13 protein-coding genes are annotated in these 12,216 nt (G+C 48.6%); 1 reads left to right on the top strand and 12 read right to left on the bottom strand.

From position 1 onward, the window contains the following. Window positions 1-10: 10 nt before the first annotated feature. The 10 genes from FBF37_RS00810 to ftsA form a co-directional block, all read right to left on the bottom strand. The gene (locus FBF37_RS00810; RefSeq protein WP_138078549.1) at window positions 11-214 is read right to left on the bottom strand and encodes a hypothetical protein; all 204 of its coding nucleotides are present in this window, start codon (window positions 212-214) and stop codon (window positions 11-13) included. A gap of 84 nt (window positions 215-298) precedes the next feature. Then, window positions 299-4,192 (bottom strand): class I tRNA ligase family protein, encoded by a 3,894-nt coding sequence (locus FBF37_RS00805; RefSeq protein WP_138078547.1) that lies wholly within the window; start codon window positions 4,190-4,192, stop codon window positions 299-301. Continuing rightward, on the bottom strand, window positions 4,189-4,710 hold the full coding sequence (gene ybiA, locus FBF37_RS00800; RefSeq protein WP_138078545.1) for a riboflavin biosynthesis intermediates N-glycosidase: 522 nt from the start codon (window positions 4,708-4,710) through the stop codon (window positions 4,189-4,191). Before ybiA ends, FBF37_RS00805 begins: the two co-directional genes overlap by 4 nt. Beyond that, a complete protein-coding gene (locus FBF37_RS00795; RefSeq protein WP_138078543.1) occupies window positions 4,707-5,321 on the bottom strand; it encodes a hypothetical protein in 615 nt (204 codons plus the stop codon). Before FBF37_RS00795 ends, ybiA begins: the two co-directional genes overlap by 4 nt. Window positions 5,322-5,621: 300 nt before the next feature. Continuing rightward, complete coding sequence (locus FBF37_RS00790; RefSeq protein WP_138078541.1) at window positions 5,622-6,311, bottom strand: LiaI-LiaF-like domain-containing protein; 690 nt, start codon at window positions 6,309-6,311, stop codon at window positions 5,622-5,624. Between the two features lie 83 nt (window positions 6,312-6,394). Then, window positions 6,395-7,003 carry a vitamin K epoxide reductase family protein gene (locus FBF37_RS00785; RefSeq protein ID WP_138078539.1) on the bottom strand — a complete coding sequence of 203 codons (609 nt, stop codon included), beginning with the start codon at window positions 7,001-7,003 and terminating at the stop codon, window positions 6,395-6,397. Further along, window positions 6,996-7,238: a hypothetical protein gene (locus FBF37_RS00780; RefSeq protein WP_236861252.1), complete on the bottom strand. Its 243-nt coding sequence runs from the start codon at window positions 7,236-7,238 to the stop codon at window positions 6,996-6,998. The genes FBF37_RS00785 and FBF37_RS00780 overlap by 8 nt, the downstream gene beginning before the upstream one ends. Before the next feature lie 16 nt (window positions 7,239-7,254). Then, window positions 7,255-7,704, bottom strand: a complete 450-nt coding sequence (gene nrdR, locus FBF37_RS00775; RefSeq protein ID WP_138078535.1) for a transcriptional regulator NrdR — start codon at window positions 7,702-7,704, stop codon at window positions 7,255-7,257. Window positions 7,705-7,707: 3 nt separating this feature from the next. Beyond that, on the bottom strand, window positions 7,708-8,898 hold the full coding sequence (gene ftsZ, locus FBF37_RS00770) for a cell division protein FtsZ (RefSeq protein WP_138078533.1): 1,191 nt from the start codon (window positions 8,896-8,898) through the stop codon (window positions 7,708-7,710). A 61-nt stretch (window positions 8,899-8,959) separates the two neighbouring features. Further along, window positions 8,960-10,189 carry a cell division protein FtsA gene (gene ftsA, locus FBF37_RS00765; RefSeq protein ID WP_138078531.1) on the bottom strand — a complete coding sequence of 410 codons (1,230 nt, stop codon included), beginning with the start codon at window positions 10,187-10,189 and terminating at the stop codon, window positions 8,960-8,962. Window positions 10,190-10,263: 74 nt separating this feature from the next. Here ftsA and FBF37_RS00760 point away from each other — a divergent pair, with 74 nt between their 5' ends. Then, the gene (locus FBF37_RS00760; RefSeq protein ID WP_138078529.1) at window positions 10,264-10,884 is read left to right on the top strand and encodes a prepilin-type N-terminal cleavage/methylation domain-containing protein; all 621 of its coding nucleotides are present in this window, start codon (window positions 10,264-10,266) and stop codon (window positions 10,882-10,884) included. 4 nt (window positions 10,885-10,888) lie between these two features. Here the strand turns inward: FBF37_RS00760 and map are convergent, their stop codons facing one another. Next, on the bottom strand, window positions 10,889-11,656 hold the full coding sequence (map, locus tag FBF37_RS00755; RefSeq protein ID WP_138078527.1) for a type I methionyl aminopeptidase: 768 nt from the start codon (window positions 11,654-11,656) through the stop codon (window positions 10,889-10,891). Beyond that, window positions 11,653-12,210: an adenylate kinase family protein gene (locus FBF37_RS00750; RefSeq protein WP_138078525.1), complete on the bottom strand. Its 558-nt coding sequence runs from the start codon at window positions 12,208-12,210 to the stop codon at window positions 11,653-11,655. The genes map and FBF37_RS00750 overlap by 4 nt, the downstream gene beginning before the upstream one ends. Between the last annotated feature and the right edge of the window lie 6 nt (window positions 12,211-12,216).

Raw genomic sequence — 12,216 nt, 5'->3', positions numbered from 1 at the left:
CTGACGTGGGTTATTCAGAAAATTCTACTGAGTTACCTCTGTGGAGGTCTTCTTCAACATCAGTCCAAAAACGTTGAATATCAGTAATGTCCGACTGATCCAAGCGAATGGCCTGAGGCTCTTGCTGCTCACGCGCAATTTCCTCCCCCAAACCATCAGCCAATGGATCAATCGGTTCAAACTGAATGCGTGGATGAAAAAATGTAACTTTCATATGTTTGTTTTATCAATTTACTTTGACTATGATAGCACATTATCATCAATACGTCAATCCCAACCACTCTACTTGAGCACAGTATTACTGGCGCTGAAGTGTAATCTGCAGCTCTGCACTTTCTATCGCAACTGTGGTCGAATACGCGTCACTTTGCCCAAAAGTCGCCAATGTCTCAGCGGCAATTAGCTCAGCGTGCTCATCAATTGCTTGGCGAAGCTGCTCGTCATCCGTCGTCAGCTGCAGCATAATCCGATCATCCACCTGTAGCCCCGCTTTTTTGCGCGCGCTTTGGACGTGGCGAATAACCTCACGCACTAATCCTTCGCGCTTCAGTTCAGGAGTAATGACGAAATCATAGACAACGCTTGGTTGTGCTGATGATTCATTAGCTTCGAGCCCTGAACCAATAGCAACTTCTACTGATTTAACGTTCAACTCGTCTCGCGCAATATCAACCAAGAACTGCGCGACTTCCTCTGATGTATTCTGAGAAATAGTGCTAACAAGTTTCGTGGAAGCAAGCGGCTGACGAACCTTGATTCCCTCTGCGGCACGCTTCGATAAACCGTCGTTCACGGCAACACGCAGTGCGTTCATATCGCGCAATATTGCTCTATTGACTTCACCCGCCGGCAACCAATCCTTCAAGTGAATCGATTCATTATCGCCCGTCAAATTGCGATACAACTCCTCAGCCAAAAACGGCGTAAATGGCGCCAAGATGTAGCTCAGGCGCACTAGCACATAATGTAGCGTACGGTAAGCATCATTCTTGTCGCCATCATCTTCCGACTTCCAGAAGCGGCGGCGACTGCGGCGGACGTACCAGTTGCTGGCGTCATCCAGGAATGGCAAAATCGGGCTCAGCGCATCGGGGATATTGTAGGTATCCATGTGGCGCTCAACTTCTGCCACTAGCTGATGCAGCCGACTGACGATCCAAATATCCAGCGGATTCGTCAACTCGCCCAGCGGATCTTTCAATTCACCATCATATTCCCAGCCATCAACTTCCGCGTACATGGTGAAGAAATCATACATATTCCAGATCATACTGAGCTTACGCGCCACGTCACCAACGTCCTTATCGTGCAAGGCAAAGTCTTCACCGTTCAGTAGCGGACTACTCAGCAGCAAGAAGCGTAAACTATCGGCACTAAACTTATCCATCAGCTCGTTCGGGTCGGTAAAGTTACCTAAGGACTTGCTCATCTTGCGGCCGTCATTGCCCGCCACTACACCGGTGGTGATGACGTTACTGTAGGCGTTTTTGTGCTGCGCGCCAGCCTGGCCAAAGGCACCGATTTCTGCCAAAGCGGCGTTGACGGCATGCACATAGTAGAACCACGCCCGCACCTGGCCGATGTACTCAACGATGAAGTCCGCTGGGTAGTTCTGCTCAAACTTGGCCTGATTTTCAAACGGATAATGCAGCTGGGCAAACGGCATCGAACCTGACTCAAACCAACAGTCCAGTACCTTGTCAATGCGCGTAAATTTCTCGCCGTCAATTTCAAAGGTGATATCATCCACCCACGGGCGGTGGTAATCATCCAGTTCCACGCCGCTCAGCTCCTTGAGCTCCGCGTACGAGCCGACCACCTTGACCGTACCCCGGTCGCCCTTCCACACTGGCATGGCCGTCGCCCAGAAGCGGTCACGGCTGAGGTTCCAGTCTGGTGCTTGCTCGATATTTTTGGCAAAGCGGCCATGCTTCAGGTGGCTCGGGAACCAATTGATATGCTCGTTCTGCTCCAGCATCAGCGGCTTTTGCCCCTGGATGTCAAAGAACCACGACGGAATCGCCCGGTACATGATGCGCTGCTTGCTACGCGGGTTGAACGGATATTCGTGGCGAATGTACTCGATTTTCCACACCGCGCCCTTTTCCTTCAGGTCTTTGGCGATGAATTTGTTGTTATCCCACACCTCCAGGCCTTTGTAATTGCTATCGGTGTAGTAGCCATTATCGTCGATGACGTGAAAGGCGCTGATGCCGTGGCGCTTGGCCAGATCAAAGTCGTCCTCACCATAGGCCGGCGCAATGTGCACGATGCCCGTACCCGACTCGTGCGAGACGAAATCCGCCGCGTAAATGGTGTGGATCTTGTCATTTTCTGGCCAAGTCGAGCCCGTATCGAGCGGCTGGTATTTCTTGCCGACCAATTCACTGCCGGGGAATGTGCGCAATACTTTGTAATCTAGTGGATGGTGCTTTTCGTCCTGCAGGGTGCGTCCCAACGCTTCCTCAGCGATGATTAGCTTCTCACCCCCCACCAGCACTTCGCAGTACGTCATCTCCGGATTAACCGCCAGCATCAGGTTGGCTGGGAGCGTCCACGGGGTAGTGGTCCAGGCCAGGACAGATACAGAATCTTGAGCTTCAACAAACGCTTCAATCGCCTGCTGAGTCACGGCTGTCACAGGGCGGCTCAGCAGCTCTTCTGGCGTACCCATAGCAAATCCTGCACCCTCATGTAATTCTAGCTTCTCAGCATCAACACCAGTCACAATATAGATGGAACATGCAACATTTGTTCCATTTTCGTGCTTGACAGTTTGCAGCAAAAGATTATTCGAGCTTACTTCAAGTTCAAGCTCCTCCTGAAGCTCACGGCGTAGCGTCTCAATTGGCGACTCGCCCTCGTGGCTCGTCCCACCAAAGAGGCTCACCATGCCTGGGTTTGTGATTCCTGACTTATCGTCTCGTTGTTGTGCAATGAGTTTGCCATTTGTATCCACCAACAAAGCGCCAACATAACTCCTCTCGCATTCGTCAAAGCCTGCTGGCTTTTGTGCATCATCAACTATTTCACCGTTCAAAAGTTGCTTTACTCGCTGCTCAATTTCATCACGCGCTATCCGATTTTTTTCTACACTCTCATTACGTGGATCAGCCACATCCCACCAAATAATATTATCACCCCTGAGCCAGTCCGGTGTCTGGGATTTCTCCGCTAGATTAACGATCAAATCATAATCACCCAGCTTATCGGCGGTGAGCAGCTGCCGCTTATGTCCAGTGATGTCAATACCCACTTCTTGCATCGTCTCACTACTTCTGGCTGGCTTGCGGCTCATAGTTTCAAAATCACTCAATGTTGGAGCTTCGCCCCATTTTTTCTCTGGGTTCAACCCAGCAGAATCGGCATTTTGAGAGCCAGAATAGTGGTTATAAAATCCCTGCGCCATCTGCGAGCGAGCAGCATTTGCATTACATACAAACAAGACTTTTGAGTGTTCACTTAATACTATTTTGTGGCTCGTCTTACCGTCTTTTAACTTAAACTTCACATACACACTCGGGTCGGTCACCGTCTGGTAGGCGTCGTTGTCCATGGTTACTTCGGCCTTGCTGACAGGGGTGGCGAACTTGGTGTCATACATCAGCACCTTTTCGCCTTCGTAGATTTTGCCAGCCTCATACAGCTGTTTAAAGGCCCACCAAACGCTCTCCATAAAGTCCTTATCCATGGTGCGGTAAGCGCCCGTAAAGTCCACCCAGCGGCCAATCCGGTCGATCACACCCTGCCACGTCTCGCTATTCGCCACCATACTCTCGCGTGCCTTGGTGATGTATTTTTCCAGGCTGATGGTCGGCAAAGGATTACCGTCTTTATCCAGCGGCGCTGGCTGGTCGCTACTCGTCACAATCTGCCGCCGGTCGGTAATATTCAGCTGCTTTTCGACGAAATTTTCTGCCGGTAGTCCGTGGCAGTCCCAGCCCCAGCGGCGCTCCACGTGCTTGCCCTTCATCGTCCAGTAACGCGGCACCGCATCCTTGACGATACTACTGAGCAGTGTACCGTGGTGCGGCACGCCAGTGATAAACGGCGGCCCATCATAAAAAACGTAGGCATTATCTGCCGGCCGCTGCGCCACTGACTTTTCAAACGTCTGGTCGTCCTTCCAGCGCTGTACCCAGTCCTTCTCATATTCTGCCGCTCGGCGGCGTGTCCCGTGTTTGAAGTTCATTGGTTTCCTCCTTGATTTGTATTCATTTCATGCGTTTCACTATTTAACTCATCTCGTAATCTCATCCAAATTTTGCCCAGCTCATTGCGACCATCGCGGTTTTCACCCCAACCCCAGAAAGCATCCTTTGGCGAATCCTCGACAATCTCCTCATCCAACGTCTCAAGTAATTTTTGCTTAACGTATGGGTTTTGCTCACATTTGGCGCGGACGATTTCTTCCATAATGTCGACTTTTATCTCATCCCAATCATGAGGTGCCTTGTCTGCATTTGCCTTGGCAATTTTATATGCCTCATGCGCAGAGCGCGCCTGAAAAATCTGCTCCGCCAACTCTGGCGCCGTGTCAAAAAAGTGCGCTGCCTGATACGCATGCTCACTCGTCGGCCAACGACGCCCGCACCAGTCAACTTGAAAACTCGCAAAATTATCAAGCACATAAAACTCTCGTGGATAAAATCCCACAATTGACCCGTCAGTGACGAGTTGCGGATCTCTAAATTGCTTAATCTTTGTCATCGTGTCACCTCCCTATCATCCAAATCCTTTAATTTCTTGCCGTTGAACATCCAATACGCCGCGCCCTGATATGCGCCACTGGCATTACGCTTTCCTTTTTGCTGGAAGATATTGCGAGTTAGCGGCGATAGTTTATAGATTTCACCGTCGTACTCAACTTCTCGCTCACCAACAATAGTCGCGCTAATCGCTTTATCCTGTGCAAAAGTTATTACATCGCCGTTCTTTAGTCCTTTTCGATAAAAACTAAAAAGCGCTCCCTGTTTCCGTGACTGCGTCACTTCATCAAATTCACGCTCCTTATCAATATGCTTTGGATATATCACCTTCCCATCAAATGCCAGCAACAGCTGCTTAACAAGCTCACAGTCCAGCGCAAACAATTCACTATCGTCAACCTGATGCTTGCTAAAAATTTCGTGTAGTAGACTCTCCTTATCATCATCATAATCATCAAGTTCAATCGCAAAGAAACGCTTCAATCCAGGAACATTATGATAGCCATTGCCCTCAAGATACCGCATTCGCTCACCATAATTCTGCGAGCCAGTCTTGCCAATTTTAATCAAGCCAGAAACCGCAGTGTTCATAATGTAAACGACGCCCTTCATATTATTCCTTTCTCCAAACAAAAATCACCTCTTCTGTCTTCGAGAATCCGCTGGAGGTGTTTCAAACGGACGGTACCATCTCGATTCCAAAAGAAGTGATTCTTTTAGCTCTTTCTTATGCTATTTACGCAAGCTCACGGCGGGGTCTAATCTCAGGTGCTAAAAACTGATTTCTTCCCGCAGGCTTCGCGGTTGATAGCCGCTCATTTTACGTTAGCGCCATCAGAAATATACTCCACTAGGCACACGCAAAAACGCCCTACTTCCATTGTAGCGCGTTTTTGCCAAAATCCCAAGAGATTATTTAATTTCCAAACCGCCCAGGACACATTCGCCCTTCAGGTAGATTGTCTTTTTAGCAGAAGGTTTTGGTACAGTTTTATCATCACTGCCGCCGAACACACCACGTACCTCGTTCTTAACAATCACATCATCAGGCAAACTAATAGTAATACCGCCGCAAAAGGTAAAGACGTCAATGACCGCGCCATCCTTGATCTTCGCCTGGCGCAAATCCAACTCTACACCGCCGAATATCGCCGTTGCTGAACCACCAGTATACTCACCCCTCACTCGTGACTCTTCACCATAAAAAATTGCAACTTTCTCATTTTCGCGGTCATCAGCGGCTAATTTTTCAGCCCGCTTGCGACCTCCAGATCCAATACTAAACACCATCATCAGACCAACAGCAATCAACACCACCGGCCAGAACAGTTTCCAAATACTAACATCAATGACGCCATACGCATTCAGTCCAATTGACACACCAGCAGCCATCAGGAGCAGCCCCCAGGCCCGCGCTAGCAGCTTCTGGGAGCTTACTATTGTCATCAACCCCGCCAGGACCAGTCCGGCTGCCCAAACGGTCCCCCAGAACACGTTCCAGCTATCAAACTTGATGATCTCGAGATTCCTCAGTAACAGAACCCCGCCGAGCGCTACAATGGTGATACCAAAAAACGCTCTGACAAGAAAGTTTTTCTTCATACCTCTCATTATGACATATGGCTACTTTTTGCCAAAGTAAATCACCTTCTTTTGCTACTATTTACCAGAATGTGAAGACATGACTAGAATAACTGATCACCAAACTTAGCAATTATTGCCATCACCGTGAGGACCACCAAGACCGCTGCAAACAACGCATCATACCCACGGTTAACGAATTTGCCCAGGATCTCGCCAGGTATATTCTTGGCCAAAACATTGTACCGCGTCATGCCAAAGAAAATTAAAATCATGCCAAGATCCAACGTTAGACACCACGGGCAAAGCGCACCAATCACCAAATAGCTCATGCCAAACATCCACAGAGCAAAGAGAAGCCCCGCAATCACCCCGACTTGCGCGCATTGCATAAACCATTTCGGAAACTTTGTCCCTGCCAACAGGGCAACGGCGATGGTAATCATCACCGGTAAGGTCGCCAGGCCAATAAAGCTGTTCGGAAAGCCCAAAATCGCTGCAGACCAATGGTTGGCAACCGCCGAACAACTCAGCGCTGAGTTTAAGTCACAACTAAGAACCGCTTCTGAGTTTTTGGCTAATATTAAAGATTCGATTGACAAAGCCAGTGATGCCAATAATCCTAATGCGCTTCCGACCAACAACGCCAGTGCCGACAGATGTCGCCGCTTCAAGTCCTCATGAAATAACCACTCTCGCACTTTCTTAAACATAAAAACTTACCTCGCTAATTGTCGGTAGCGGAGTTCCCCGCCACATATTTTGTAATTGGCCACCATCACTTAACGCAATGATCGTCGGATATTCCACAATGTCATATGTCCTACAGAAATCACTGCCAGCCACCGAGTCCGGATTGATTTCCTCCAGATCATGCCCTGTCTGATTTTTGAAATCCCTGAGATAATCAAACACTGTGCGAGCGTGGTCGCTCTCTGTTTTGTACACAACAACAACGCGCATGCTAATCCCTTTTCTCTCGTTGCTGAGCTAAAATTTTCTCAAATTCGTCCAATGTCTTGAAGTCATAATACACGCTGGCAAATCGAACATACGCCACCTCATTACGATCAGCCAAAGCGTCCAAAACCGCATCACCAATCTGCTTTGATGGCACTTCAGATTCTCCCAGTGCATACAACGCGTCTTCAACGGCGCTGACAATTTGCTCAACCTCTTCTTCTGACTTGAAAAACTTACCAACTGATTGATGTACCGCTGAAGACAACTTAAACCGGTCAAACAGTTCGCGGCGTCCGCTCTTTTTGAGTACTGCTAAGTTTGGTTTTTCAATCCGCTCGTACGTCGTAAATCTCCTACCATCAGCCGTTTCTCTGCGGCGGCGAATTGCCATACCGCCAGCAACTTCACGCGACTCAAGCACCCGACTATCACCAATATTTACTGCTCCCATAGACTACTCCCTGTTCTTCTTGCGACGGCGTAAGAACGCTGGGGTGTCGTCTTCGTCGTCATCCTCATCTTCTGGTGGATTATCCCAAATATTCGTGTCATCCTCAGCAGCAAAATGCTCAGCAGCTTCTTTATGCTCTAGCTCCATGTCGATATTTTGCACCATTTCTTCATCCAAATTGTTAGAGTTGGTCTCAACTGGGTTCACATCAAGCGTTACGTCCCTGTCATGGAAGGTCTCGCTGTCAAATCCTGTAGCGATGACCGTGATCACCAAGTCATCTTCCATTTCTGGCTTCAACGTCGCACCGAAGATGATGTTTGCATTTGGCGATACCGCGCTGGTGATGATTTCAGCTGCCTCCTGAATCTCTGCCATGCTCATATCGTAGCCACCAGTAACGTTGAACAACACACCCTTAGCGCCGTCAATCGACACTTCAATCAACGGCGACTCAATTGCCTGTTGAGCCGCCTGAGCTGCTCGATTTTCACCGCTGGCTCGCCCAATACCCATCAATGCCGAGCCAGCGTTACTCATGATAGCCTTCACGTCAGCAAAGTCCAAGTTAATCAATCCGTGCTCGGTGATCAATTCAGAGATGCCCTGCACACCCTGACGCAATACATCGTCAGCAATTTTGAAGGTTTCCAATAGCGGAGTGCGTCGATCGATAGTCTGCAACAAGCGATCATTTGGAATGGTAATCAACGTATCAACTTGTCGACCCAGGTGAGTAATTGCCCAGTCAGCATTCACTCGGCGCTTTTCACCCTCAAAGCTAAACGGTCGTGTTGCAACACCAACCACCAAAATACCCAACTCACGAGCAATCTCAGCAACCACATACCCAGCACCAGAACCTGTTCCTCCACCAGCACCAATCGTCACAAACACCATGTCAGCGCCTTCAAGAGCAGCACGAATCTCTTCACGTGACTCATTAGCGGCCGCCTCACCAACCGCTGGGTCAGCACCAGCACCAAGACCATTGGTCGTTGAATGTCCTAGATGGATTTTGACGTCAGCTTTTGAGTTATGCAACGCTTGTGCGTCGGTATTCATAGCGATGAACTGCACACCATTGAGGCCAGCGTCTTTCATGCGGTTAACTGCTGAACCACCGGCGCCACCAACACCAACAACTTTGATGCTAGCAAATGTCTGAACTTCGCTTGGTTGTATTTGTGGCATTATCGTATCTCCCCTCTAATCTCTATCCAGTATATCATCTTTGACCCTGGAGTGGTCATATTTATTTGAATTTTGCGAACAACCCACCTAAGAATCCGCCAGCCTTTTGGGCAACTTTATTAGCTTTTTTACCATGAGTTCCTTCAGAGCGGGACGGATTGGTGGACATTGCCAACATTAGCCCTATAGCCGCTGCATACTCTGGATCTTTGATGTCATCAGTCATACCAGCATAATCCTGCGGTTTGCCGATTTTCACCGCCAGCCCAATCTGCTCTTTAGCAAATTCAGCCAAGCCCTTAACTTTAGCGCCACCGCCAACTAACACGGCTCCGCTCGGCATTTTGCTGATGCCACCTGCTCTTTTCAGCTCCTTGGCGACCAGCTCAAAAATTTCTTCATAGCGCGCTTCAACGATTTCTGCAACCTCTGCCCGGTGAAAAACCTGCGTTTCCTTCTCATGCTTAATGTCGACCACGCCCGTAGTCTCGCCGCCCAATTCACCATGCTGCAACTTAACTTTTTCAGCAATTTCCAAATCAACCTTAAGACCAATCGCCAAATCATTGGTGACATTTTGTGAGCCCATCGGAACAACTGAAAGATGTTGCAAATCACCTTCCTCAAACACCGCCACTCCTGTTGTGGAAGCTCCAATATCAATCACAGCCACACCATTTTCCATCTGAGATTCATTCAATACCGCTTGAGCGCTCGCTAACACCGTCGGAATTATTCTAACAGCATCAATATTGGACATCTCCGCCAACTTGTGCAAATTCCCCAAGTGTGGCACCAATCCAGAGACAACATTGGCCCGTAGTTCCAACCTCGTCCCAGTCATACCAATCGGGTTTTTGATATTATCTTGCCCATCCAATCGATATTCGTACGGAACCACTTCCAAAATCTCACGATTTGCAGGAACTTTTCCAACTGTCGCTACATTCTCCAGACGCGCTACGTCGTCTTCCGTCACTTCACTACTGCTTGCATTAACAGCAACCATACCGTCTACTTTAGTACTGATGATATGTACGCCATTGGTGCCCAAAGCAGCCTGGTTCACTCGATGACCGCTCATTCGCTCAGCCGCATCAAGCGCCGTATCAATCGCTGCCGCTGGTCCATTCAAGTGCGTGATCACGCCCTTACGCATCCCGCTATTGGGAGCTTGCCCCACTCCAATAATTCTTGGCACGCCCGTTGTTTCGTCAATATGTCCAATAACACATCGCACTTTTTTCGTGCCGATATCAATTCCTACCGCATAATGAGATTGTTCTTGCATATGCTTACAGTATATAGGAATATGGGGTCATTTTGCAAGCTGTCAAAAAAGCACAAGCATGATACACTAGACACATGAAACGTAATACTTTTTCTCATAAACCTGGCTTTACCTTAATTGAGATGATCATTATCATTTCCACAATCGCCATTCTCTCAGCAATTAGCGTCGTCGCTTATCAGTACGTCAGACAAGATGCCTATGACGCAAAAGCCAAAACCGCGCTACAACAGGTCGAAACAGGGTTTAAGTCTTACATAACCGCGGGCAATAAAGTACCAATGCGTTACTATAGCCCGTATGGTTTTTATGCTGACCCGGGAGGTGGATCAATAGAACAAGGCATTCCAATCAATAATGGGGGCGGCATAGGCAGAGCCCTAGTTAATGCTGGGTTCTTATCGAGCAATTTACTGGACAGCCTCAAAAATGGTCCTCAGAAGAATACTGCTTTAAAGAACAGTATCGCTTTTGCGCAATGTGGTAAAAATAAGGTATTTTTCTACATTGAAGTATACCGAAAAGGTATGACGCAAGCAGAGCTCTGGAATAAGGTTCACTCATTAGAGTGTGAGAGAAAAACTAAGGACGACTGGTATGCAGAACATGGCTTAAGTCCTTCACTCAGTACGGTTACGACTGGTACAGTCAACGGTCCAGCACGTTACATACTAGCAGAGATTGATCTCACCTAAATCTCTACAGCTTCGTCAAAATTTCCGCGCCCGTCTCAGTAATTAGTACGGTGTGTTCAAAATGCGCACCCAGACTGCCATCTTTCATGCTAATCGTCCAGCCGTCATCCTCAGTAACAATTTTCTCACCGCCGAGACTTGCCATCGGCTCGATGGCAATCGTATCGCCAGCGTGCAGCACTGGACCAGTCCCGCGCTGACCATGGTTTGGAATCTCTGGACTCATGTGCATTTCCAGCCCCACGCCGTGACCAACCAGCTCGCGAATGATGCCCAATTTGGCTTTCTTTAACACCGCTTCTATCGCTGCTGAGATATCACCAACTCGTGTCCCATCGCCAGAAATTGCATCAATCCCTGCATACAAACTCTGTTCCGTTGCGTGGAGTAAATGTTTTTTAGCACCACGTGGCTCTTCGTCAACCACCATGGTAAAGGCGCTGTCAGTTTTCATGCCACGGTAGCCGATCACCAAGTCAAAACTCACCACATCACCCTTCTCAAACACATAATCTGTCGGGAACGAGTGCACCAACTGCTCATTGGTCGACACGCAGATCACCCCTGGGAACTTCACTTCATCTGTCAAATACGTTGCTTCCGCACCAAAATCCTTGATCCGCCCAGCCACGAACTCATTAACATCCAGCTCGCTCATGCCAGCCGTTACTTTCTGGCGCAATTCGTCATAAATCGTCGCCAACATCCGGCCGCATTCGCGCATATCTTTCATCTGTTGTGGTGTTTTTTCACCAGTGATCAATTGGCTCATTTGGCACCCTCAACGATTCCGCGGCTAACCAGTTCTTTTTCAATTTCATCATGCACTTGTCCAACTGTACCCACGCCACTCATATGGATGATTGGGATATTATTGTCATTCAGATAGTCCAAAATTGGGTAAATTTCACCCCGGTAAATACTAAGCCGCTTATCAATTGCCTCTGGCGTGTCGTCAACGCGACCACGCACTCGCAAGCGTTCTAAAATCTCATCTCGTGGCACTTCCAGCACGATCACCAACTTCACATCCTGACCATGATGCGGTCGCGACTCAATCAACCACTTAGCCTGCTCCAACTGACGAGGATAACCGTCCAAAATCACACCGTTAATGTCCTTAGCTTTATTCAACGCCTCGCCCATCAACCCATTGATGATTTCTACCGACACCAGTTCACCAGACTGCATACGATGGATCAATTCGCCATCGTGCGTGTCGCGCAGCAACTGCCCTGCGCTCAGCCAACGCCAACCATGACGTGCTGCCAAAATCTGCCCCTGCACGCTCTTACCAGCACCAGCCGGCCCAAAAAAGATAATCATGTTCCC

It is taken from the genome of Candidatus Nanosynbacter featherlites, from assembly GCF_005697565.1.
In the GTDB taxonomy this organism is placed as follows: domain Bacteria; phylum Patescibacteriota; class Saccharimonadia; order Saccharimonadales; family Saccharimonadaceae; genus Nanosynbacter; species Nanosynbacter featherlites.
Note: the sequence above shows the minus strand (reverse complement) of the source record. Positions and strands in the feature narration are given on the sequence as shown.